At 35.4% G+C, this 25178-nt stretch carries 19 protein-coding genes, 1 pseudogene and 3 other annotated features; of the genes and pseudogenes, 15 read left to right on the top strand and 5 right to left on the bottom strand.

Features of this window, described 5'->3' with window-relative positions; genetic code table 11:
• Nucleotides 1-14 precede the first annotated feature (14 nt).
• The 3 genes and pseudogenes from lsrB to ACIGHG_RS19115 all read left to right on the top strand — a co-directional run bounded on the left by lsrB (nucleotide 15) and on the right by ACIGHG_RS19115 (nucleotide 2138).
• Nucleotides 15-1004 carry an autoinducer 2 ABC transporter substrate-binding protein LsrB gene (lsrB, locus tag ACIGHG_RS19125; RefSeq protein WP_396550071.1) on the top strand — a complete coding sequence of 330 codons (990 nt, stop codon included), beginning with the start codon at nucleotides 15-17 and terminating at the stop codon, nucleotides 1002-1004.
• A 160-nt stretch (nucleotides 1005-1164) separates the two neighbouring features.
• A pseudogene (locus tag ACIGHG_RS19120) lies at nucleotides 1165-1617 on the top strand (GNAT family N-acetyltransferase); the annotation flags it as partial.
• Nucleotides 1617-2138, top strand: coding sequence for a cysteine hydrolase family protein (locus tag ACIGHG_RS19115; RefSeq protein ID WP_396549973.1), 522 nt, complete (start codon nucleotides 1617-1619; stop codon nucleotides 2136-2138). The pseudogene ACIGHG_RS19120 and the gene ACIGHG_RS19115, both read left to right, overlap by 1 nt.
• Nucleotides 2139-2264: 126 nt before the next feature.
• Here ACIGHG_RS19115 and ACIGHG_RS19110 read toward each other — a convergent pair whose 3' ends face one another.
• Nucleotides 2265-2819 (bottom strand): helix-turn-helix domain-containing protein, encoded by a 555-nt coding sequence (locus ACIGHG_RS19110; protein ID WP_336472996.1) that lies wholly within the window; start codon nucleotides 2817-2819, stop codon nucleotides 2265-2267.
• A gap of 482 nt (nucleotides 2820-3301) precedes the next feature.
• On the opposite strand from ACIGHG_RS19110, the gene ACIGHG_RS19105 reads away from it, so the two are divergent.
• Together ACIGHG_RS19105 and ACIGHG_RS19100 are read left to right on the top strand one after the other, a co-directional pair.
• The gene (locus tag ACIGHG_RS19105) at nucleotides 3302-4633 is read left to right on the top strand and encodes a D-serine ammonia-lyase (RefSeq protein WP_396549971.1); all 1332 of its coding nucleotides are present in this window, start codon (nucleotides 3302-3304) and stop codon (nucleotides 4631-4633) included.
• A 470-nt stretch (nucleotides 4634-5103) separates the two neighbouring features.
• A complete protein-coding gene (locus tag ACIGHG_RS19100) occupies nucleotides 5104-5808 on the top strand; it encodes a YoaK family protein (RefSeq protein WP_336472994.1) in 705 nt (234 codons plus the stop codon).
• Between the two features lie 216 nt (nucleotides 5809-6024).
• On the opposite strand, the gene ACIGHG_RS19095 is transcribed toward ACIGHG_RS19100, so the two are convergent.
• A complete protein-coding gene (locus tag ACIGHG_RS19095) occupies nucleotides 6025-6474 on the bottom strand; it encodes a YndM family protein (RefSeq protein ID WP_396550069.1) in 450 nt (149 codons plus the stop codon).
• Between the two features lie 292 nt (nucleotides 6475-6766).
• Between ACIGHG_RS19095 and ACIGHG_RS19090 the strand changes: the two genes are divergently transcribed.
• The 8 genes from ACIGHG_RS19090 to ACIGHG_RS19055 all read left to right on the top strand — a co-directional run bounded on the left by ACIGHG_RS19090 (nucleotide 6767) and on the right by ACIGHG_RS19055 (nucleotide 20398).
• On the top strand, nucleotides 6767-10282 hold the full coding sequence (locus ACIGHG_RS19090) for a DUF4020 domain-containing protein (protein ID WP_396549969.1): 3516 nt from the start codon (nucleotides 6767-6769) through the stop codon (nucleotides 10280-10282).
• 97 nt (nucleotides 10283-10379) lie between these two features.
• Nucleotides 10380-10613, top strand: a binding site (T-box leader).
• Nucleotides 10614-10668: 55 nt separating this feature from the next.
• Nucleotides 10669-10902 (top strand) — a binding site (T-box leader).
• A 143-nt stretch (nucleotides 10903-11045) separates the two neighbouring features.
• Nucleotides 11046-12122, top strand: coding sequence for a bifunctional 3-deoxy-7-phosphoheptulonate synthase/chorismate mutase (locus tag ACIGHG_RS19085; RefSeq protein ID WP_396549967.1), 1077 nt, complete (start codon nucleotides 11046-11048; stop codon nucleotides 12120-12122).
• Between the two features lie 7 nt (nucleotides 12123-12129).
• Nucleotides 12130-12362 (top strand) — a binding site (T-box leader).
• 51 nt (nucleotides 12363-12413) lie between these two features.
• Nucleotides 12414-13586: a chorismate synthase gene (aroC, locus tag ACIGHG_RS19080; protein ID WP_396549965.1), complete on the top strand. Its 1173-nt coding sequence runs from the start codon at nucleotides 12414-12416 to the stop codon at nucleotides 13584-13586.
• 15 nt (nucleotides 13587-13601) lie between these two features.
• A complete protein-coding gene (gene hisC / locus ACIGHG_RS19075) occupies nucleotides 13602-14696 on the top strand; it encodes a histidinol-phosphate transaminase (RefSeq protein ID WP_396549963.1) in 1095 nt (364 codons plus the stop codon).
• Nucleotides 14689-15789, top strand: coding sequence for a prephenate dehydrogenase (locus ACIGHG_RS19070; RefSeq protein WP_396549961.1), 1101 nt, complete (start codon nucleotides 14689-14691; stop codon nucleotides 15787-15789). The genes hisC and ACIGHG_RS19070 overlap by 8 nt, the downstream gene beginning before the upstream one ends.
• A gap of 21 nt (nucleotides 15790-15810) precedes the next feature.
• Entirely contained in the window at nucleotides 15811-17103 is a 1293-nt protein-coding gene (gene aroA / locus ACIGHG_RS19065; RefSeq protein ID WP_336472988.1) for a 3-phosphoshikimate 1-carboxyvinyltransferase, read from the top strand.
• A gap of 390 nt (nucleotides 17104-17493) precedes the next feature.
• A complete protein-coding gene (locus ACIGHG_RS19060; RefSeq protein ID WP_336472987.1) occupies nucleotides 17494-18702 on the top strand; it encodes an MFS transporter in 1209 nt (402 codons plus the stop codon).
• Between the two features lie 508 nt (nucleotides 18703-19210).
• Entirely contained in the window at nucleotides 19211-20398 is a 1188-nt protein-coding gene (locus ACIGHG_RS19055; RefSeq protein ID WP_396549958.1) for an RtcB family protein, read from the top strand.
• A gap of 278 nt (nucleotides 20399-20676) precedes the next feature.
• On the opposite strand, the gene ACIGHG_RS19050 is transcribed toward ACIGHG_RS19055, so the two are convergent.
• The 3 genes from ACIGHG_RS19050 to ACIGHG_RS19040 all read right to left on the bottom strand — a co-directional run bounded on the left by ACIGHG_RS19050 (nucleotide 20677) and on the right by ACIGHG_RS19040 (nucleotide 22929).
• The gene (locus ACIGHG_RS19050; RefSeq protein ID WP_139207640.1) at nucleotides 20677-20979 is read right to left on the bottom strand and encodes a hypothetical protein; all 303 of its coding nucleotides are present in this window, start codon (nucleotides 20977-20979) and stop codon (nucleotides 20677-20679) included.
• A 269-nt stretch (nucleotides 20980-21248) separates the two neighbouring features.
• Entirely contained in the window at nucleotides 21249-21545 is a 297-nt protein-coding gene (locus ACIGHG_RS19045; RefSeq protein WP_336473167.1) for a hypothetical protein, read from the bottom strand.
• Nucleotides 21546-21969: 424 nt separating this feature from the next.
• Nucleotides 21970-22929: an aminoglycoside phosphotransferase family protein gene (locus ACIGHG_RS19040; protein WP_396549956.1), complete on the bottom strand. Its 960-nt coding sequence runs from the start codon at nucleotides 22927-22929 to the stop codon at nucleotides 21970-21972.
• A gap of 307 nt (nucleotides 22930-23236) precedes the next feature.
• Between ACIGHG_RS19040 and ACIGHG_RS19035 the strand changes: the two genes are divergently transcribed.
• Nucleotides 23237-24865 carry an ABC-F family ATP-binding cassette domain-containing protein gene (locus tag ACIGHG_RS19035; protein ID WP_336472984.1) on the top strand — a complete coding sequence of 543 codons (1629 nt, stop codon included), beginning with the start codon at nucleotides 23237-23239 and terminating at the stop codon, nucleotides 24863-24865.
• Nucleotides 24866-25005: 140 nt separating this feature from the next.
• On the top strand, nucleotides 25006-25137 hold the full coding sequence (locus ACIGHG_RS19030; RefSeq protein ID WP_336472983.1) for a hypothetical protein: 132 nt from the start codon (nucleotides 25006-25008) through the stop codon (nucleotides 25135-25137).
• Nucleotides 25138-25178: the final 41 nt, after the last annotated feature.

The raw sequence follows: 25178 nt of genomic DNA, 5'->3' as shown, positions 1-25178 counted from the left end.
TTGTTGCTTCTATTATGGCATGTACAAATACAAAATCAAATAGTAAAAAATCAAAAGATGTGAAATTAGCCTTTATTCCAAAATTAACTGGAGTCGGATTCTTTACATCGGGCGGAGAAGGTGCAAAAGAAATGGCTGATAAGCTCGGTGTAAATTTAAAGTATGATGGACCTTCTGAAGCAAGTGTATCAGGACAGGTAAAATATATTAATAACTTTATTAACCAAAATTATGATGCAATTATGGTTTCATCCACTTCTGTTGATGGTTTATCTCAAGCTTTGCAGCGTGCAAAGAAAAAGGGGATTACCGTATTAACGTGGGATTCTGATGTAAACCCGAAAGATCGTTCTTTCTATATTAGTCAAGGAACACCTGAGCAATTGGCGAACTTGCTTATTCAAATGACAGCTTCACAAATTGGAGATAAAGGAAAAGTAGCATTCTTCTATTCTAGTCCAACAGTAACGGATCAAAATCAATGGGTTTCAAAAGCGAAAGAGATAATAAAGGAAAAATATCCAAATTGGGAAATTGTGACGACCCAGTATGGTGAAAACAATGCTCAAAAATCATTAGCAGTAGGCGAAAGTATTTTAAAAACGTATCCAGACATTCATGCAGTTATTTGTCCTGATGCAACTGCATTACCAGCAATGGCACAGGCTGTAGAAAATTTGAAAATGGATAAGAAAGTTGCTGTTACTGGATTTTCAACCCCTAATGTTATGCGTGATTACGTAAAACGCGGGACAGTTCAACAGTTTGGTTTATGGGATGTAAAGCAACAAGGTGCACTTGCAACTTATGTTGCAAATGAGATGGTGGTGAAGGGTAAAAAGTTAAAAGTAGGTGATACTTTTGAAGTTCCTGGCGTTGGAAAAGTTAAAGTAGAACCAAATTCGATTCAAGGATATGAATATGAGGCAGAAGGAAATGGAATTATCGTATTGCCAGAGCGGGTTGTGTTTACGAAGGATAATATTGACAAATATAATTTTTAGTAGAATCTTTATCATATCTGGCGAGAAGACCCCCACCTCAAGATTCAGAGAGAAACGAGGAAGACAGGTGGGGGATAGCTAACTGTCCATAAAAGCCCGATTGGTTCAACTAACCATCAGTAGGAGATGAAAAAACTCTCCACTGATGGAAGTTTCACTTTATGAAGGACGAGATAAACCACAATCACCGCAGCAAGTTCGAGAGTGTTATATAAGTAATTCAGAAGATAAAAAGAAGAAGTGTATTGTAGAATATCAAAACAAGCCTATTGGATATATACAAATGTTGCCTTTAGATCCAGAATGGAAAGCGTTATATGGATATGATGAGAGAGAAAATGTGTGGGGAATGGATCAATTTGTCGGAGAAACAGCGTACTGGAACCGAGGAATTGGTACAGAACTTGTGCAGGCTGCAATTACATATATGAAGAATCAATTAGGAGCATTCGCAATCGCAATGGATCCAAGAGTGAGTAATGAAAGAGCAATTCGTTGTTATGAGAAGTGTGGGTTTCAAAAAGTGAAAGTATTAAAAGAACATGAATTGCATGAAGGGGTAGTGGAAGATTGCTGGATGATGGAATATAAAAATGAAGGGACTGGTGTGTAATGAAGCAAGCACTTGTAGTAATTGACGTACAAGAAGGAATGTATACAGCAGGTATACCTGTACATAATGGCTCTGACTTATTGCAAAATTTACAGGAAGTCATTCAAAAATGTCGCGCGCATGATATTCCGGTTATTTACGTGCAGCATAATGGATCTGAGGGACATCCGTTAGAAAAAGGAACAGCAGGTTGGTACATTCATTCTAAAATTGCTCCAATGTCAAATGAGGCTGTAGTGGAAAAAGAAACGCCAGATTCTTTTTATAAAACAAATCTTCGGGAAGTTTTGCGAGAAAAAGGAATTGAACATCTGTTCATTTGTGGATTGCAAACAGAATATTGCGTAGATACAACTGTTCGCCGTGCGTTTAGTGAAGGATATAAAGTAACGTTGATTCAAGGGACGCATAGTACGTTTGATTCGAAGCAACTACGTGCAGAAGAGATTATTCAACATCATCAAACAATATTAGGATGGTTTGCGGATATAGTCGATATAAAAGAAGTAAAGTTAGCCTAGACATGCTACGTATGTTTTCGGTTAGAAGAAAAATGAAGCCAACATTTTTAGGATAAACTTCTAGAAATGTTGGCTTATTTGTTAATGGGATTTTCATATAGTCTTATTCATGCATTTGATAAATACTTAAAAAGTAGGAGGGGTAATCGCAAAGATGACTACCGCTTTCTTTTTATAGGGATTTTCCCATTTATGTTTCATATAAGAAGGAATTTTGACACTATCTCCTTTGTATAAAGTTACTGTCTCTTGATTTAACTGTAGTGTCACAGTTCCCTCTAAAACAAATGCGATTTCTTCACCTTTATGCTCGATTGGTTCTTCAGAAGAAGAGGATTGCGGCAATAAAGTCATCAGAGCAAGCTCGAGGGCTCCGTTTAAATCGGGAGATAGTAACTCATATGATAAGCTTTCACTTTCAGGAAAGGTAATTTTTTTTCGCCTGTCAGCTCTTACAACTAAACTTTGAGCATTCGTATCTTCCAAAAAGAAATTAAACATAGGAATATTTAATGCGTTGGATATTAATTTAAGAGTTTGTAGAGATGGATTGGCTGATCCCTTTTCAATTTGGCTTAACATAGAAGGAGTGATATTGACGAGTGTTGCCAGTTCTCGACTACTTAATCCTTGTGCTTTTCGGTATTCTGCTATTTTCTCTCCAACATTTATATCATTCATATTTACTCTCCTTTTACTATACAAATCCATTTTAATTTTTCGACATTTTTGTCTAGCTCTGCCTTCTAGGCCCTCATGTCTAAGAACCTTCCACACAAGAAGGTAAAAAACACCTTCTGTGTGAAAGAACCTTAGCCAACGGGCCTAAACAGTCGGCTCCGTTTTTCTTTGTAAGTCGCTGCTATGCAGAATACAACATGACTGCTACTTACTTTTTCTTTTTGTTGTAAACCTTGCATGTGGCAGAAAAAGGCTCTGACCGCTTCTATGCATGGCCAGATGTTCTCGTCCATCTAAAAAGAAAGCGGGTTTTTATGTCGATTTTTAATTTGTATTTATATAGTTTAAATTAAATTTAATTAAAATTTATTAATTTATATTTAATTATTTTCGTTTGTGTGTTAAATTTATTTTAATTATAATAAATAAATTTAAACTTTGAAATGATAACATGGTAGGAATGAAGAAGGGAGAACATTCAAATGAAGAAATATGACAGCAAAGCTATACAAACGTTAAAAGAAAAGCATCCTTTATTAAATCAACTCGTTTTGACAGAGGAAGTATTTTGGGTGAATTCCAATAAAGAAGAATTCGAAACAGGAATTCAAAAAGCACCTCTTACTAAAGATGATGTAAAGGATGCGGAGGAAAGATTAAAACGTTTTGCGACATATATTGCGAAAGCCTTTCCTGAAACAAAAGATACAGATGGAATCATTGAATCTCCTTTAGTCGCAACTCCTTCTTTGAAACAACATTTAGAACAAGAATATGATCACCATATTACAGGTAATGTATTACTAAAATGTGATAGTCATTTGCCGATATCAGGATCTATTAAAGCAAGAGGCGGCATTTATGAAGTTCTGAAACATGCAGAAGATCTAGCTTTGGAACATCAATTATTAAATAAACAAGATGATTATTCCATTTTAGATAGTGATACATTCCGCGCGTTCTTTTCACAATATTCAATCGCGGTAGGTTCAACGGGGAATTTAGGACTTAGCATCGGTATTATGAGTGCGAAACTAGGATTTAATGTGACGGTTCATATGTCTGCTGATGCAAAACAGTGGAAAAAAGATTTACTTCGCAGTAAAAATGTTACCGTTATTGAATATGCGGCGGATTATAGTAAGGCAGTCGAGGAAGGAAGAAGGCAAGCAGAAGCGGATCCAATGTGTTATTTCGTTGATGATGAGAATTCAAAAAACCTTTTCCTTGGATACGCTGTAGCGGCTTCTCGTTTGCAAAAGCAACTGCAAGATCAAAACGTTATTGTTGATGCTGATCATCCGTTATTTGTTTATTTACCATGTGGTGTCGGCGGCGGACCTGGCGGTGTAGCGTTCGGTTTAAAATTATTGTTTGGTGATCATGTACATTGCTTCTTTGCGGAACCAACTCATTCTCCTTGTATGTTAATTGGTTTGCTGACAGGTCTTCATGATAAAATTTCTGTTCAAGATTTTGGCATTGATAATGTGACGGAAGCTGACGGTCTTGCGGTAGGAAGAGCATCAGGATTTGTAGGAAAAGTGATGGAACCGTTATTAAGTGGTTGTTACACAGTTAGTGATCAAGAGTTATATAGATTACTAAAGGCTTTGGCTGATACAGAAGGAATAAAATTAGAGCCGTCAGCATTGGCAAGTGTATACGGACCAGTTCAACTCTTTAAGCAACAGCAATATATGCAAGAAAATCAAATGCAAGAGAAAATGAAACAAGCAACGCATATTATGTGGGCAACAGGTGGCGGAATGGTACCACCGCAAATTATGGAAGAATATTATCAAAAAGGATAAACAACCTTTTTCTAATGTATATATAAATACAAATTGAAAAAACAACATAAAACCCTTTTCTTTTTCGAGGGGCGAGTGTACCTGGTCATGCATAGAAGCGGTCAGGGCTTTTTCCTGCCACGTGCTAGATGTAAAACAAAGGGAGAAAGCGAGCGTGAGTAACCCAAAAAGGATTCTGTATAAGAATCCTTTTTGGGTTATTTTTTATAAATTGTTCTATTTCTTTATCACGATTTACGCATTTTAGGTTATATTGAAAAATATGAACGAAATTAAACAATTATAATATGTTAAATAATTGTGTTGATTGTAGGTGAAAATCTTGGTATGGTATTATATCATATTAGGAAAAAGTATAAGGAAGCGACATCAAGATATAAATTGCGAATATCTTGTGAAGGATTTCATAAGGGTGTTGTTTTTATATAAATGGATAATATCTGTAACATAAGGTACAAGGAGATAATAATATGAAAGACAAACTAGGTACAATCCCCTCATTATCTTCAAACTCTGTTTATTTGGGTGTTTTGTTAGCTGGAGTTGGAGGCTTCTTAGATGCGTATACTTTCATCAGTAGGGACGGAGTATTTGCTAATGCACAAACAGGGAATGTAGTATTACTCGCTATAAGAGCAGCTAATGGAGAATGGCATAATGCTTTGCTTTATATCCCGCCTATTTTAGCTTTTATGTTAGGAGTTTTAATATCAGAAGTAGTAAAGATTCCTCATATAAGACATGCATTGCATAGTTATAGGCGCTCTATTCTTATTCTAGAATGTATCGTTTTAATCATTGTAGGGTTCTTGCCAAAAAGTATTCCTAACATAGTGGTAACAGTATGCATTTCGTTTGTATCATCTTTACAGATCTCTACTTTTAATAAACTTGATAAGTGGGCCTACAATTCAACGATGACAACAGGAAATCTTCGAACTTTGACGCAGGCTGCATATTTAGCGTTTATAAAACATGATCAGGAAGAGAAAAAACGATTTAATGAATTTTTTGTTATTATTTTTTCTTTTATAATTGGTGCACTGTTAGGCACATTTACTACCACTCATATAGGGTACAGAGCTATTTGGATTGCATCAGGAATTTTAGTGATTGCTCTTATTTTGTATCATAAAGATAGAGGGTATTGGAGAAAACCTCAAATGTTGAAATGAAAAGTTTTTTAAAATGTTTCTTTAATAATATCTCACTATTGTATTTCGTTCATTACCAGCTTCTTCATAAAAGACATGTGAAGTGAATGAATTGTTGTTTGATAAACAAATGATCTCAATTTGACAAAAAATCCTGAGAAATAGTAATTCTCAGGATTTTTCTTTTCGTTCAAGAGAGTTTAGTATTGTTTAACTCACATCTTTATATTCGTTACATCATTTCCGTTTTTTCGTATCAGTAACATCTTGCTCCTCAGCAAACTCTGTTCCATAAGCTAATGATCTGTTGAAAGTGAATGGTTTTCTTTCAATCGTTTGATAAGTAGCAATGCGATCCATTAAATAGCGATGAACAAAAATTTCTGCTCCTGTAATTATAATTGCTGATAAAATACTCCCCCAAGCAATTTGCATATAATTATCTAAAAGCACACCGCCGAAAATCCATACACTCATATAAGTAAAAAGAAAATCAATCATGAGTGCAGCAGTATTTCCCGCTCGCGGTAAGATAATTTGATCCCCTAGCATATATGAAGCGATTGTAACAAATAAACTAAAAGAAAAGATGTCAACAATTGTTGCATCAAAGAATAAATCCAAACCAATTGCAAAAGCAATCATACAGGATATAAATTTGATCAGCATAATCGTAATATGATTCATCATTTGAGCCTCTCTTTTTCTATTTAGTTTGAATGAAAAAAGGGACTTTATGCATGGGAATTTAAAATTGCAACTTGCAAGGTGTTTTTTAAGAAGGAAGATGAATACGTTAAATCAATCTGATTTTTTAGTACTTATTCTGTTTCCTTTATTAACAGTTATTTCATGTGCAATTTCTTATAAAAAATTTAAAATTTTTATTATATTTTACTTGTCTAAATATTAAAAAAATACAAAGAAAATGTTATATTAGAAAGAGAAAATTAACATTTTTAGGTAAGGAGGGATCGGGGTGTGGATTACTTCAGAAGTAGAAATTCCAGATGAACTATTTGATAAACTTGAACAAGGGAAACTGGTTTTATTTGTTGGAGCTGGAGTATCTATGAAAGGTAATTCAAACTTACCAAATTTTGATGATTTAGTGGATGATATTGCGAACGCTCTATATGTAGAAAAACGTGAGGAAAATGAACCGCACGATTATTATCTTGGAAAAATTGCAAAAACGAAAGATGTTCATCAAGTTGCGAAGAATCTTGTTCATGTAGCATATTCAACGCCAAATCCATTGCATTATTCTATTTTGCAATTATTTGCAGTTGATGAGAATGTTCGGATTGTTACTACAAATTTTGATAAACATTTTACAACGGTACTTGAGGAATCAAAACGTAAAGTAAATATATACTATGCTCCGGCACTTCCAACAGGAAGAGCTTTTAAAGGATTGGCATATATTCACGGTAATGTGGAACAAGAGGAAGAAAATTTAATTTTGACAGATGGTGATTTCGGAAGGGCTTACTTAACAGAAGGATGGGCTAGACGGTTTTTAGTTGATCTATTTTCTAATTATACAGTTTTGTTTATTGGATATAGTCATAATGACCCTGTTATGAAATATTTAGCAACTGGATTACCACCGAGTACGAGGCGGTATGCTTTTGTGGCTCACGGGGAAAATACATATCATTGGGAACATTTAGGGGTGAAGCCCATTGTATATCCGAATAAGGCGCAAAATCATCAATCATTAGCAAAAGCAGTGCAGCGATGGGCAGAGTTAATGGGAGATAATTATATTACAAAAAGAACACGAATTCGTGATATCGTAACGGTTCCGCCATCTTTAGAACAAGAGCAGCTGTCTTACATTAAGCAATCTATAAAAAAGATTGAAACACTTCGTTATTTTGTAGAATTTGCAAGAGACTACGAATGGGTGGAATGGTTAGAAAAAGAGGGACAATTGCGAAATTTATTTTCGGAGGAAGCTGAGACTTCTGAGAAAGATCAGTTGCTTGCAAAGTGGATTGTTGATCATTTTTTAGTAAGCCACCAAAATGAATTATTTCAGTTAATGTATAAAAATAATACAGAAATATCTGCCTTGTTATGGAATACGATATGTACATTTTTAGTAGAGATGGAACAGCCGATACATATAGTTTCGTTTGCGAAGTGGCTTTTATTATTGTTAGAAAAGGCAAAAAGAAATGAATTTTTCATTGAAAATCTGCCTTCTTTGCTTCATAAATGTACGTATCCAGAGCATAAAGAAATTATGGTTCTTTTACTAACCTGTATATTAGATGGAAAACTAAAATTGAAGCGACTTCGGCAATGGGAACAAGAGATGCAAGATGTTGTAGAGTTAGCAGAAACAAACCATCTATCGGCTGCAACCTTTTCAAAGATGCAGCACATATGGGAAGCGAAAGTAAAGCCGCATCTTTCTTATTTTTCGATCCCAATTTTACAGATTGGATTAGAAAAACTCCAGAGATTAACGCTAAAACAACAGGCGCTTCAGATCTACGATTCAGTTAGTGAGTCGCGAAGTGCAATTGAACCGCATGAGCAAGATAGTCAACCGCGTGAATTTTCTTTTTTAATTAATATTGTTAGAGATTGTATGGACTATGTTTGTTCTCATTTTGAAGATAAAGCAAATTTTTATATTTCTTTTATGATTGAATTTGGAAATACTCTGCAAAAGCGAATTGCCGTGCATAGTATGAACCATACTGTTTTCCGAAAGCAAAATGAAAAAATAGAATGGGTGTTACAACATCAATTGCTTACTGAAGACACTTGTAAGCATGAAGTGTTCCAACTGTTAAAGAATCATTATGAGCATGCATCTGAACACACGAAGGAAAAAGTTCTGACAACCATAGTGAAACAGTTTGAAGAAAAGACATGTTATGTAGCTTGCAACTTAATCGACTGGATTTATATGTGCAATCCAAATCATGAATCTACGAAACAAACATATGAATCCATGAAACAGAAATTCCCTCATTTTTTATCGAGGCAGTTTCCAGATTTACAAGAAGAGCGAACATTACAACCAATTACATGCAATTTAACAACAGATAGTTTATTACATATGAAAGAGGAAGAAATGATAAGACAAGTTCTTCAATATTCACAAGAAGGATTGTTTGAGAAACATCATTTTTTAGAAATGCTTTCAAAGGCTTGTAAAACAAATGTACAATGGAGTATTTCACTTGCGTATCAGTTAATTAGATATAAAGAAGTGAGTAAAGAAGTATGGTTTATATTCATGAGAGAGTGGCGCAATAATCGACAATTAACAGATAAGCAAATACAAGAGCTTTTACCACTGCTGCATCAATTTGTAAGGCATACCACTTACCATTGGCTTATTAGTAGTTTTCTGTATGAAAAGAGCAATCAGTTAGAGGAATTTCAAGAAGACACAATTCGAGCAGTAAAACAGCTTGCATTTTCATTGTTTCCTCATGTTATGAAAGGAGAGCAAGGAAGAGGTAAAGAGCAAACGGATTACTATAATGAAGCTGCTTTGCATCCAGTAGGGAAAATAACAGCAGTTTTATTAAAACTTCTTGCATATGAACATTTATATGATCGAAATATACATGCTTATTTGTGTGTATTTGAAGAGCAAATGCGGAAAAAATCATACTACGTAAATATTATGATTGCGAGGTTAACAGCTGATTTAACATTTCTCTATCATATCGAAAAGCATTGGTGTAGAAAGCATATGATTCCGTATTTAGATTTGCAGAAAAATGAAGAGGAAACAAAGTATGCATGGGCAGGATTTGTAAATACACAAATCAATTTGCCTTTATTTATACAAACAAAGAAACATATTGCTTTTGCTGTTCGGTATTTACATTTGTTGAATGGACAAACACAAGAAGTATTTATGAAATGGCTAAGTCTCGTCTTTTTAAAATGTATTTTATATTGGGATGAACAAATAGATTGGTTGTACACTCTTTTTATACAGGGAGAAGAGATAGAGAAAGTAAAGTTTGTAGAAAATGTATCGTATTATGTAAAAACGTTGAGCATAAGAGAACAACAAAAATTTTGGCAAGATTGGCTTGCAGATTTTTTAATAGAACGTCCTAAAATGAGTATAATATCAGAGAAAGAATATATTATCTTTTTGCGGTTTGTGTTATACATGGATGTTATTGCTGAAAAAGGGATTGAAACTGTTTTATCGTATTTTTCTATATCTTCACTGCAAGAAGAAAAACAAGCATTGAAGTATTTATTTAAACAGTTGTTGGAAAAAAACGAGTTGATTCATCAAAGTCCTACAGTATATGCAACATTATTTTTCGTTTTATTAACAAAGATAAATGATGCAGATTGTATTGAAAATGAAGTGATTCATCTCCGGCAATTGTTTGATGAGACAAAGCTTGAAAGTACGTTATTGGAACGTATTCAAAATGAGATGATGCGCATTGGAATGATCAATCGAAATGCAAATGATTCACATTTGTTATTATGAAACATACGATGCAGTGAGAATGAAAATATAAAAAATAATGAAAAAGTGTTGACATATTTTGAAATGACATTTTATAATACAAATCATACTTAATAAAAACAAAGCATTGAAGGGAACAAAGTAGTGTTTATCCTCCCTGTTATAGAGAGCTGATGGTTGGTGGAAATCAGTACAAAGGTAAACATGAATTACAGTCCTGGAGCATCTTTTTCGTAGTAAAGACAGATATCTTTATGAAGGAAAAGACGGTCAAAATGATCGTTAACAATGAAGAGAGGTAGACAAATGTGTCTACAACTAGGGTGGTACCGCGATAATCATCGTCCCTACTGATTGGATCAGTAGGGATTTTTTGCATATACGCGGACCTACATGATAATAAAATAATAAGCGCAATGATAGGAAATAGAGTAGTGGTTGTTTCCCTGTAACAGAGAACTGGTGGTTGGTGTGAACCAGTACATAAACAAGCATGAATTACAATCCTGGAGCATCTTTTTCGTAGTAAAGGCCGATGTCTTTATGAAGGGAAAGACGGTCAAAATGATCGTTAACAATAAAGAGAGGTAGACAAATGTGTCTGCAACTAGGGTGGTACCGCGATAATTATCGTCCCTACTGATTGGATCAGTAGGGATTTTTTATATATTTCATATGAGAAATCGTTATCAACCTTGTTTTGTTATAAGTATTAAGTTCAGAAAATAGGGAATTTTCAATCCCTTATTATATAAATTTAAAAAGATACAAGGAGGAATTTTCAATGGGAAATCATGAATTAGAACAATTACGTAAACAGGTGGATGAGATTAACTTACAACTTCTGCACTTATTGAATGAGCGTGCAAAGGTTGTACAAGAAATCGGACAGCAAAAGAAATTGCAAGGTACGAAACGCTTTGATCCTGTTCGCGAGCGTGAAGTACTCGATATGATTGCAGAGAACAATGAAGGGCCATTTGAAACATCTACAGTGCAACATATTTTCAAAACAATTTTTAAAGCCAGCTTAGAACTGCAAGAAGATGATAATCGTAAAGCCTTATTAGTTTCACGTAAAAAGAAACAAGAAAATACGATTGTTGATGTAAAAGGTGAATTGTTAGGAAGCGGCGTGCAAACGTTCATTATGGGGCCATGTGCAGTGGAAAGTTTAGATCAAGTTCGTCAAGTTGCTCAGGCGATGAAAGAACAAGGAATCAAATTAATGCGCGGCGGTGCGTTCAAACCGAGAACATCTCCGTATGATTTTCAAGGGTTAGGAGTAGAAGGACTGCAAATTTTACGCCAAGTAGCAGACGAATTTGATTTAGCGATTATTAGTGAAATCTTAAATCCAAATGATGTAGAAATAGCACTTGATTACGTTGATGTCATTCAAGTTGGCGCTCGTAATATGCAAAACTTTGATTTATTAAGAGCAGTTGGAAAAGTGAATAAACCAGTATTACTGAAACGTGGTTTAGCAGCGACAATTGATGAATTTGTGAATGCAGCAGAATACATTATTGCACAAGGAAATGATCAAATTATTTTATGTGAACGAGGCATTCGCACATATGAAAGAGCAACGCGTAATACGCTTGATATTTCCGCAGTTCCAATTTTAAAGAAAGAAACACATTTACCGGTTGTTGTAGATGTAACGCATTCAACAGGGCGAAAAGATTTACTTTTACCAACTGCGAAAGCAGCATTAGCAATCGGTGCAGATGCCGTTATGGCAGAAGTGCATCCAGACCCAGCGGTTGCTTTATCAGATTCAGCACAGCAAATGGATATTCCGCAGTTTCATGCCTTCATGGAAGAGTTAAAAGGGTTTAAAAATAAGTTATCATAATAAAATAAACATTGCGTTGATAGGGAAGCAGTAGCATGTATCTTCTTGTTCCAGAGAGCTGATGGGTGGTGAAAATCAGTACAGAGATATATGTGAATTACAACTCTGGAGCATCTTTTTCGTAGTAAAGACAGAAGTTTTTATGAAGGAAAAGACGGTCAATATGATCGTTAACAATAAAAAGAGGTAGACACATTTGTCGATAACTAGGGTGGTACCGCGATTACTGTCGCCCCTACTGAACAGAATCAGTAGGGGTTTTTTATATAAAATCGTAAAGGGGAAATAGAAATGAGATATATAACAGCTGGAGAATCACATGGTCCGCAGTTGACAGTTATTTTGGAAGGTGTTCCTGCGGGGCTATCTTTAACTGCAGAAGATATAAATATAGAGCTATTCAGACGCCAAAAGGGCTATGGCCGCGGAAGACGTATGCAAATTGAAACGGATACTGTGGAAATTGTAAGCGGCGTGCGACATGGCTATACCCTTGGTTCACCGATTACATTGGTTGTGAAAAATGATGATTTCAAACATTGGACAAACGTAATGGGGGCACAGCCGATTTCTGAGCAAGAAAGTAAAGAAATGAAACGAACGATTACAAAACCACGTCCAGGGCATGCTGATTTAAATGGAGCAATTAAATATGGTCATCGTGATATACGCAATGTATTAGAACGTTCTTCTGCAAGAGAAACAACTGTGAGAGTAGCTGCAGGTGCTGTTGCGAAAAAGATTTTAACAGAATTAGGAGTAAATATTGCAGGGCATGTCCTTGAAATTGGTGGTGTAAAAGCTAAGCAAGTTTTAGACAAATCATTAGCAGAGATGCAGCTGATTTCAGAACATTCGCCTGTCCGCTGCTTAGATCAAGAAGCAGAGAAAGCGATGATGGAAGCAATTGATGTAGCGAAACGTAATGGAGATTCTATTGGTGGAACTGTTGAAGTGGTTGCAGAAGGAATGCCGATTGGTGTTGGTAGTTACGTTCATTATGACCGGAAACTAGATGCAAAGCTAGCGGCGGCTGTCATGAGTATTAATGCATTTAAAGGTGTTGAAATTGGCATTGGTTTTGAGGCAGCGAGGCGACCAGGAAGTGCTGTACATGATGAGATTTTGTGGGATGAAGAAACGGGTTACACGCGAAAAACGAATAACGCTGGTGGATTGGAAGGTGGAATGACAACAGGAATGCCGATTGTTGTCAGAGGTGTTATGAAACCAATTCCTACATTATATAAGCCACTAGCAAGTGTAGATATTGATACGAAGGAAGTGTTTCAAGCAAGTATCGAACGTTCAGATAGTTGTGCAGTACCAGCAGCGAGTGTAGTGGCAGAAGCAGTTGTCGCTTGGGAACTGGCAACGGCGTTAGTAGAACAATTTGGGCAAGATCGTATGGATCTTATTAAACAAAATATTGCTCAGCATAAAAAGTACGCGAAAGAATTTTGAAGAGGGGGGATTTTCATGAAAGTAAAAGAACAATTGCATGCGCTGCATCCCTATAAACCAGGTAAATCAACAAAACAAATGCAAGCAGATTATGGTGTCCATTCATTTGTAAAATTAGCTTCAAATGAAAATCCATTTGGCTGTTCACCTTGTGTGATGGAAGGATTACGAAAAGAGTGGAATGAACATGCTTTATACCCGGACGGGGGAGCAGTAGAACTTCGTGAAACGATTGCGGAAACATTGCATGTTAAAAAAGAAGAAATTTTATGTGGAAGCGGTCTTGATGAAGTCATTCAAATTATTAGCCGAACACTGCTTTGCCAAGGTGATAATATTGTGACGGCTGGAGAAACATTCCCGCAATACTGCCATCACGCAGTAATCGAAGGGTGTGAGGTAAAGGAAGTTCCCCTTCAAAATGGAGTCTATCACTTAGATGAAATTGCGGCAGTCATGAATGAAAAAACAAAAATTATTTGGATTTGTAATCCGAATAATCCAACAGGCACATATGTGAATGACCGAAAATTACGTGAATTTATGAAGCAAGTTCATAAAGAAACATTAGTTGTAATTGATGAAGCGTATTATGAATATGTCACAGCTTGTGACTTTCCAGATACCACTTCACTTTTGAAAGAGTATAAGAACCTTCTTATCTTAAGAACATTTTCAAAGGCTTATGGATTAGCAGCATTTCGAGTTGGTTATGCAATTGGAAATGAAACAATTATTGAGAAACTAAATGTCGTTCGTCTTCCCTTTAATGTGTCATCACTGGCACAAAAAGCTGCGGTACTTGCATGGAATGATGAATCATTTTTACAAAGGACAATTCGTGCAAACCGTGAAGGCTTGCAGCAATATGAAAGCTTTTGTAAAGAAAATGAGATTCGATTTTATTCATCTCAAACGAACTTTATCTTTTTACCGTTAGACAATGCCGAGGAAATTTACGAACTTTGTGCACAGGCTGGATATATCGTTCGCCCATTTTCAAATGGTGTTCGCATTACAATCGGTACGAGTAAGCAAAATGAAGGAGTGATTGCAGTGTTAAAACAACACTTTAATAATAGTAGGTCTCGAGATGAGGTACATGTGTAAAAAAGTTGTATTAATTGGAACAGGATTAATTGGCGGTTCACTTGCTTTAGCAATAAAGCGTGAACACAATGTAATCATTACTGGTTATGACATTCAAAGTGAGCAAGTGGAACGGGCAAAACGATTGAACGTAATCGATGAGGTGGGAGTGAACTTACAGACAATATGTGAAGAAGCGCATTTGATTATTTTTGCATCTCCTGTCGAAGAAACAACTAAGTTACTAAAAAAGTTTACTTCGTACCAATTACGTGAAGATGTCATTGTGACAGATGTTGGTAGTACAAAAGGCACAATTATGAAAAAAGCAGAAATGTTACTGACAAACGGTGTTACGTTTATTGGCGGACACCCGATGGCGGGATCTCATAAAACGGGAGTAGAAAGTGCAAAGGCGCATTTATTTGAAAATGCATACTACATTTTAACACCGATGTGTCATGTTCAGACAGAGAAGGTTGAACAATTAAAAGATTGGTTAAAAGGAACGCGTTCGCATTTTCTTGTATTAAATACAGAGGAGCATGATTATGTAACAGGTGTTGTCAGCCATTTTCCTCATTTAATTGCAGCAGGGTTAGTTAAGCAAGTAGAGAAACATGCCGGAGATAATCCGTTAATTCATATGCTGGCAGCTGGTGGTTTTAAAGACATTACCCGCATCGCTTCTAGTAGTCCGAAAATGTGGAGTGATATTGTAAAACAAAACCGTTTTCATTTATTACAATTATTAGAGGAATGGATTACAGAAATGAAGCAACTGCAGCATACGGTTGCAGAAGGAGATGCCGAAGTATTACACACTTATTTCGCAAAGGCAAAAGAATATCGTGATTCTATGCCTGTCCGCAAAAGCGGAGCAATTCCCGCTTATCACGATTTATACGTTGATGTTTTAGATAAAGTCGGTGCGTTAGCGCATATTACAAGCATACTTGCAAGGCACCAAATTAGTATTACAAACCTACAAATACTAGAAGCACGCGAAGGGTTACTCGGAGTATTACGTATTAGTTTTCAAACAGAGGAAGATCGTATGAAAGCAACGCAATCTTTACAGCACGAACGGTATCAAACGTATGAAAATATATAAAGGAAAGAAGGTGTCATAAATATGAAAACTGTACAGGCAGCTATAGAAGGGTTACAGGGAACGATTGTCATTCCAGGTGATAAATCCATTTCGCATCGTTCTGTCATGTTTGGTGCAATCGCCCACGGAAAAACAACGATTAAGGGTTTTTTACCAGGAGCAGACTGTTTAAGTACGATCTCTTGTTTTCGTGAGATGGGGGTATCGATAACGCAAAATGGAGATGAAGTAGAAGTAATTGGAACAGGAATTGAAGGTTTACAAGAAGCGGAGCACGTACTTGATGTTGGGAATTCTGGTACAACGATTCGTTTATTACTTGGCATATTAGCGAATACGAACCTTCATTTTTGTTTGCAAGGTGATCATTCGATTGGAAAACGACCAATGAAACGTGTTACAAAACCGCTCAGCTTAATGGGCGCAGCAATTGACGGAAGAGAAGACGGGACGTATACACCGCTAACGATACGAGGAGGGAATCTTCAAGCAATTGATTACATTTCACCAATTGCAAGTGCGCAAGTGAAATCGGCTATTTTATTAGCAGGTCTAGGAGCGCGGGGGGTAACAAGTGTCACAGAACCTCATGTATCAAGGGATCATACAGAGCGAATGCTTCAAGCATTTGGCGTGCAAGTGAAGCGAGATGGAACAAAAGTTTCAATAGGAGGTGGACAACAACTAATAGGAACGAATATTCATGTACCAGGAGATATTTCATCGGCTGCATTTTTCTTAGTAGGCGGAGCGATTACTCCAAATAGCAAGCTTACATTACAAAACGTTGGAATGAATCCAACAAGAACAGGAATTATCGATGTTCTTATAAAAATGGGAGCAAAATTAACAATTGAACAATATGATATAGATGCTGTAGAACCCGCTGCTAATCTTACAATTGAAACATCAAAGTTAAAGGGAGTTGAGATTGGTGGTGATATGATTCCAAGATTAATTGATGAAATTCCAATTATCGCTCTTGCAGCAACGCAAGCAGAAGGAGTTACTATTATTAAAGATGCACATGAGCTGAAGGTAAAGGAAACAAATCGAATTGATACAGTTGTAGAAGAACTAACAAAACTAGGGGCACGTATAGAAGCAACAAATGATGGGATGATGATTTATGGGAAAACATCATTAAAGGGAAATACCGTAAATAGTCATGGTGATCATCGGATTGGAATGATGCTAGCAATTGCTGGATGTATTGCGAATGGAGAAACGCTGATCGTTGATGCGGAAGCTGTTGGAGTATCGTATCCACGTTTTTTTGAAGAGATTGAGAAATTAAAGTTAGAAACCCGGTAGATTGATAGAAGATCTATCGGGTTTTCATTTATGAAAAGATATTCTGGTGTGTTATATAAATACAAATAAAAAAACGACATAAAAACCCTCTTTCTTTTTAGGGGGGGAGTTGAGCATCTGGCCATGCACAGAAGCGGTCAGGGACTTTTTCTGCCACGTGCAAGGTTTAAAACAAAAGGAGAAAGCGAGTTCATTTAAACACTAATGCACTGTCTACAGCGTTTTTCAGTTACAAAAGTCCAGGGGAATTATCTCAAATAGGTGTCATGGATTAATTTCTCGGGTTTATATTTTGAATACTCTTATTATTATTTTAGTTCCTGTTTTCTTTTAATAATATTTATTTTATAATTATTTTAATTAAATTGTATTTCTTATCTGGAGGTGACAATGAAAAATTATAGATTTTATTCATTTTGGATCGCTCAAACAAGCATTTCGTTAGCGGATGTTGTATATATCATGGTTATTACGACGTACATTTATCAGAAAACGGAATCCATATTATTCGCTTCATTATTTCCTTTTTTAAAAGCCGTTACAAGATTAATAGCTGGTTTATCAGCACCATTGATTCTACAAAATACTTCTATGGCAAAAGTGCTTGTAAATTTACAAATTACTAAGGCCATTTTGATTACTTTATTATTATTAGGATTTACATTCTTAACTTCTCATATTTATATTTTATTCACTTACATATTGATACTTTCTTTTGTTGAAGGATGGGGCAGTCCCTTATTAAATTCTATCGTTCCTAAAATTGTTTTAAAAGAAGAACTTGTAAAAGCTAATAGTTTGTTATCTATCTCCAATCAAGCGGTACAAATTGGTGGCTATACGCTGACAGGATTTATTGTCGTAAAAATAGGATATACCCCTACTTTACTAATAACGGCTGTTTTGTTATGGATTTCTATTGTTTGTTTATACATAGCAATTCGTTCTCTTTACAATCAGTTAACAGAAAATCAAGGAACATCTAAATCTATTCTTATGAAGGAAGGTTGGATTCATCTTTGGAATAACGCAACTTTGCGATTCGTTACATTAATGGATGTAATTGAGGGGATTGCAGGTCAAATATGGGTTGGAGCGATTACATTGGTTTATGTAAAAGAAATACTTCACAAAGGAGAACAATGGTGGGGTTACATTAACGCGAGTTATTATATCGGTACAATTGTAGGAGGAATTATAACGATATATCTAGCGAAAAAGATTCAAAAAAATCTTGTACTTAGTATGGCAGCTGGTTCTTTTTTATTCAGCGTTCTTACTTTGTTATACGGGCTTAGTAGTATGCCTCTCTTATCGCTTATACTCTGTATTGCCATGGGACCAGCATATCAAATACGGGATGTAGCACAGCAGACTGCATTTCAAACAAATATAGATGTGTCATTGCTTCCGAAAGTATATGCATCTCGTGACGTTCTATTATCAACAGTTTCAAGTATTTCTATTTTTATAGTCGGAGTTATAGCTGAATATTTAGGTATTAGAGTGGTGTATATGTTTGGAGCTGCACTAATCTGTATCTCGGCAGGGGTATCTTTTGTTTTATTTAAAACAAAAAATACGAATTTACAATGTTAAGGAAATCCGCAATTACCATCGTCAGATAAAGTGAAACTTCTATCAGTGGAGGTTTTCTTCATCCCCCATTGATTATCAGCCCTCACCAATCGGGCTCTTACGGGCAGTTATTCCCCGCCTATCTTCTTCGCTTTCTCTGAATCTTGAGGTGGGGATCTTACTGCCCTAAAGTAGCGGGATAAAAGAGAAATGGGAACTGATGCATAACGTAAATCAAACGGTGAATAACGAAATAATAAGAGTTAATTCATAAAAAAAAGACCTAATAATATTAGGTCAGAAGAATAGGGTAACCACATATTAACATTTTTGTCAGTAGAGGTCTATATGTATCATATTGAGAAAAATAAAAGCGACTTGTGCCGAAAATAGGAGAATAAACAAACGAATGCAATTACGTGAAGGGCTACAGGATAGAAATCTACATAGAGGCGCTAATCCGGGCCAAACGTATAAAATGTCGTATAATTAATACAATTTAATAGTTATAAGAAAAGGGGAATGAGAGATGTTAAATTTACAAGGAAAATACAATGAAGCAAAAGTATTTACTAATCATGTTGAAGAGAGTGCTATGGGGCAAATTATTGACCTTTGTAACCAGGAGTTCGTCAAAGACAGTAAGATTCGTATTATGCCAGATACACATGCCGGAGCTGGGTGTACGATTGGAACAACAATGACAATTCAAGATAAAATCGTACCAAATCTCGTAGGTGTAGATATAGGTTGTGGTATGGAAGTCGTTGTAATTAATAAGAAAAAAGAAGAGATTAACTTTGATCAATTAGATGACACGATTCGTAAATACGTTCCAAGCGGCTTCAATATCCGAGATAAAGAACATAGATTTTCAAAAATGATTCATTTTGACGGCGTGAGAGCACCATTTACATTACAACGTGCTCAAAAGAGTATTGGTACCCTTGGAGGAGGAAACCATTTTATTGAACTTAACGAGGATGATAAAGGTAATGTATATATCGTTATTCATAGTGGTTCCCGTAATTTAGGTAAACAAGTAGCAGAGTACTATCAAAACTTCGCATATGAGCAACTTATAGATGTTAAATCTGTTAAAGACGAAATCATTGAACGATTGACAAAAGAGGGTAGACAAAAAGAAATACATGAAGCCTTACGAGAAGTTAAAAAGCCTAATGTTCGCAAAGAACTAGCTTATTTAGAAGGTCAAGGATTCAAAGATTACATGAATGATATGAAGATTGCTCAAAAGTATGCTGAATTAAATCGTAAAGCAATGATTGATGAAATCGTCACTAGAATGGATTGGAAAGTAACTGATCAATTTACTACAATCCATAACTATATAGACATGGAAAATATGATTCTACGAAAAGGAGCTATTTCCGCTCAGAAAGATGAACGAGTAATCATTCCAATCAATATGAGAGATGGTTCAATTATCGCATTTGGTAAAGGGAATCCTGATTGGAACTTCTCTGGACCACATGGAGCAGGGCGTATTATGAGCCGAAAGAAAGCTAAAGCGGTACTTAACTTAGAAGACTTTCAGAATACAATGACTGATGTTTGGACCACTTCTGTTGCCGAAAGTACTTTAGATGAAGCACCAATGGTATATAAACCAATGGATGAAATTGTAGCAAATACTAAAGATACAATTGATATCAAACGTATTATAAAACCGATTTATAATTTTAAAGCTAATTAATTCAGAGATGTAGTTGACTTGAGTATTGAGCGTGCTGAAAAAGCTGGCGATGTATTTATCAGGGAAGATTTAACGTATGATACGCGGCGATACGTCGAGGCATTCGAAGTAGATTACGTGGTTAATAACGTTGGGACCATAATCAGTTTGACGAGATTATGCGAAAATTAGGAGTGCAGCCGGTCAGCAGTTGTGAGATTATGACGGATGCTTTTGCCAACTTGAAATCGATTGTATATTACGGCAGTGGGCATCCGTATAACTAGGAGGCGTGTCTATTAACATAATTCGCAATAATAGCAACAGCTTGCAGGACTTCCTCCGCTTCGGATACATCGGCGATAACATTCCCAACGGTTGGCCATTGGACTACCATAGGTATAATACGGATATGGCTGTGTAGTTGGAATGTTAGAGACGGCTTGATTTAAATTATAAGGTGCTATAGGTACTGTATAAGCCGTTGGCACTAAGTAGGAATCGGTAGGGATCGCAGTAGGTGGATAACACCATATTTCACATTCTTGGTACGGTTTTCCGTGTGCTAAACAAGATTCCATACAAGTTGGACGACGAAACACGTTTATCACTCCTTGTTTTAATCTTAGTTTCGTTATAGTGTATTGAGTTCTGTATATATTAGATGATTGTCTTTGCATAATTGGGTAGTTGTCTAAAACGATGAGACCAACAATTATTGTATAGATTTAATATTTGATTGAATTTGAACAAGCATTAAGAACTCCAGTCATTAGTGCTCCAACTGTCACTGTTTTGATTAAATTGTTTTTCATTACTAGTCTAGTCCCCCTTAATATATAAAACCGCCTATGTTAGGCGGTTTTATATATTATCTCTTTAAAGCGCTGCGTTTTCTTATTTTTTCCTTAATATAAATTACGTTATTTATACCTAGAAGAATTGAAGCAATGATAAGGTAAATCATTGTGATGGAATAGGCTACAATCCAACTCGTATAAATATATGTATCTTGAAATCCATTTTCAATAAGCCAGTGAGTGACTAACATTCCACCGAAGTAAGCCGGAATTGCTAGTAAGCTCATGTCTCTCGGATCAGTTGCAAGATAAATCATAAAAAATAGAAAAGCAAGAGCTCCTATCGTATTCGTGTCATCCAAAATCATCATAATAATGCACCTACTTTATAGATAATAATATAGCTACAATTCACTATCGTCATTCAATACAAGTTAACTTTTTACAGATACTACAAGTAATTTTTCTGTACCTTTACGTACAATTTGCTTCCACTTATAATTCAGAAAATCTCCCCGTAGTTTATCTACGTTAAGGATAACAAATATTACGGTAAATTTCTCCAATAAAAAGAACGCTTACTGAGCGTGTTACTGTCTATGAATGTACAAGATGAGGGGTAACACAATGCTAACAAAATTAAACGATTATTTTAGTTTAGAATCACAGTCTGATTGCGTTTGGTATTGGGGTACATTTATTGTTGGTGCTACGTGTTACCAACCCTTTTAACTTTCGTATTAGAAGAAAATTCTCTTCTTACTACAAATAACCTTATCTATCCCAACAACATTATTTGGATGTTATTGGGATAACTGATGTATGAGTTAAATAACTACTTGATTCGTACCATGTAGGTTTTAGAATTTCAAAATTTTTGTGGTCTTCCAGTATAACGTATAATCGGCCTATCATTTCTTCTAACTGTTCTGGTGCAAAACGTAAGGACCATACAACCGATGAAAAGATAACCATTCCAGAATAGATAGAATAAAGCCTCCAAAAATCTTCGGGAACATTGTTATTAAAATATCCATCAATTTGTCCGATTGAAAACGGGACACTTCGTTCTCTTTGGAATAAAGCTACTTTTACAAAGTCATGAAGTGGATCTCCCCAATCAAAATTATTAAAATCAATGACACCAGCAAATTTTTTATCTTTCACAATAATATTTTCTAGATGAAAATCATCATGTTGAAATCGATTAGGACGTTTTTTTATATGCTGTTTATTTTCCTCAATGAAATCAATAATTTTTTCATCATTTTTAATCTTTATACCACAAGACTTGTAAGCACTTAGGTATCTATAATGCTTTTCCATCGCGCGGTCATACCAGGTATTAATTGTTGAAGGAGCTTCATACGAATGCATCCTAGATAGTTGTATTCCTGCTTCTATTCCAATTTTATATTGATCTTCCTTTGTTAGTGTTTGTATCATATCTTTTGCGTCTACGCCATCTATAAAAGAGTATATATTATAGCAGGAGTTGAATTCTTCAATCATACCTATATCAATAGGCTGAGGAGATTTAATTCTAATATTTTTCATATTTTGTAATATTCGGAACTCTATTTTCTTCTTTTTATAGCCCTGTATATCACCTACTCGTAATAATAATTTTTCATTATCAAAATGAGCTACATATTTTTTATCTGGTGAGTATCCTTTTGCTAATTCTTCAATTTTTTTAGCGTTTTGAAGTAATTTTACTCTTTCTTGAAGAGTCTGTATAACATCGTTCATATATTAACTGCCTCCATCATTCCTTCTATATTTTTATAAAACTAGCAAAACCTACTATATTATAACTTTAATATACCCAGAAAATATGAGATTAGTAAACTATTGATATAGAATTTAGTATGTAGTAATTGATATGAATAGTTCGCTAATAATTCAGTAAAGTCAAGCGTTTAATATATCTATTGTCTTTCCTATATTTACTACTGTATAATGTGAATACAGTTTAAAATACGTGAATCGTAATCTGTCTTTTTGAATGAATGTGTGAGAAAACGCTGAAAACAGCGGTATTATTAGGAGGAACTACATGATTACAGTAAGTAACGTAAGTTTACGTTTTGCAGATCGTAAACTTTTTGATGATGTTAACATAAAATTCACACCAGGTAACTGTTACGGTTTAATCGGAGCAAACGGTGCTGGTAAATCTACATTTTTAAAAATTTTATCTGGTGAAATTGATCCATCAACAGGAGATGTTCATATTACACCAGGTGAGCGTTTAGCTGTTTTAAAACAGAACCACTTTGAATATGAAGAATTCCCAGTTTTAGAAACAGTTATTATGGGACACACACGTCTTTATGCAGTAATGCAAGAGAAGAATGCGATTTACATGAAAGAAGATTTCAGCGATGAAGACGGTATGCGCGCAGCTGAGTTAGAAGGCGAATTCGCTGAGTTAAACGGTTGGGAAGCAGAATCAGAAGCTGCGATTCTTTTGAAAGGTCTAGGCATTGGTGAAGACCTTCATGCGAAAAAAATGTCTGAGTTAACAGGGGCAGAGAAAGTAAAAGTATTACTTGCTCAAGCGCTATTTGGTCAACCAGATATTTTATTACTGGATGAGCCTACCAACCATTTAGACTTAAAAGCAATTCAATGGTTAGAAAACTTTTTAATGAACTTTGAAAATACAGTTATCGTTGTATCCCATGACCGTCACTTCTTAAACAAAGTATGTACGCATATGGCGGATCTTGACTTTGGTAAAATTCAACTTTATGTTGGTAACTACGATTTCTGGTATGAATCTAGTCAATTAGCATTAAAGTTAACACAAGATGCTAATAAGAAAAAAGAAGAGAAAGTAAAAGAATTACAAAACTTTATTGCGCGTTTCAGCTCGAACGCTTCAAAAGCGAAACAAGCAACTTCTCGTAAGAAATTATTAGAAAAAATTACATTAGATGATATTAAACCATCTTCTCGTCGTTATCCGTTCGTTGGTTTTACACCAGAGCGTGAAGTAGGGAATGATTTATTATCAGTGGAAGGTCTTTCTAAAACAATCGATGGTGAGAAAGTATTAGATAACGTGTATTTCACTGTTAATAAAGGTGATAAAATTGCATTCGTTGGTCGTAATGAAATCGCAATTACAACTTTATTTAAAATTTTAGCAGGTGAGATGGAGCCAGATAGCGGTTCATTTAAATGGGGCGTTACAACATCTCAGGCGTACTTCCCGCGTGATAACTCTGAGTTCTTCAAAAATAGCGAATATAACTTAGTGGAGTGGTTACGTCAATTCTCGCCACAAGATGAGTCTGAAAGTTTCTTACGCGGATTCTTAGGTCGCATGCTGTTCTCTGGTGAAGAAGTGAAGAAGAACGTTTCTGTTCTTTCTGGAGGAGAAAAAGTACGTTGTATGCTTTCCAAAATGATGTTAAGCGGCGCAAACGTAATAACATTTGATGATCCAACGAACCACTTAGACCTTGAGTCTATTACAGCATTAAACAATGGTTTAATCGCATTTAAAGGAACAATTTTATTCACATCACATGACCATCAGTTTGTTGAAACAATTGCAAATCGCATTATTGAAGTAACACCGAACGGTTTAGTTGATAAACAGTCGACATATGATGAGTATTTAGAAAACGAAGAGCTTCAGAAACAAGTAGAAGCTATGTATAAAGAAGCAAAATAAATAGTAACATCCCCTTAGTATAGGGGATGTTTTTTTGTTTCATGAAAAAGGGACAGGTTGTTTCATTTTTAAAAATTTCTCCTTTCAATATGTCACAAGTAAATAGGTGAAATCGTTTTAAGGGTAAAGGGGGAATGAAGATGAAACATATTGTTATTTTAGGCGGAGGATTTGCTGGTATTAATCTGGTGAACTACCCACCACTTAACGACCTTACTGTCTGTTTGAAGTGGGGGCTTCAAAAGTCAAAAGACTTTCTCTTTTATTGCTAATTCATCCACAAGCCTAGCGGCTCATGTCCAAAGCCTTGAAT

It is taken from the genome of Bacillus sp. NPDC077411 (assembly GCF_044543425.1).
Lineage (GTDB): Bacteria > Bacillota > Bacilli > Bacillales > Bacillaceae_G > Bacillus_A > Bacillus_A bruguierae.
The sequence above is the reverse complement of the archived record's forward strand: the minus strand, read 5'-3'. Positions and strand labels throughout refer to the sequence as shown.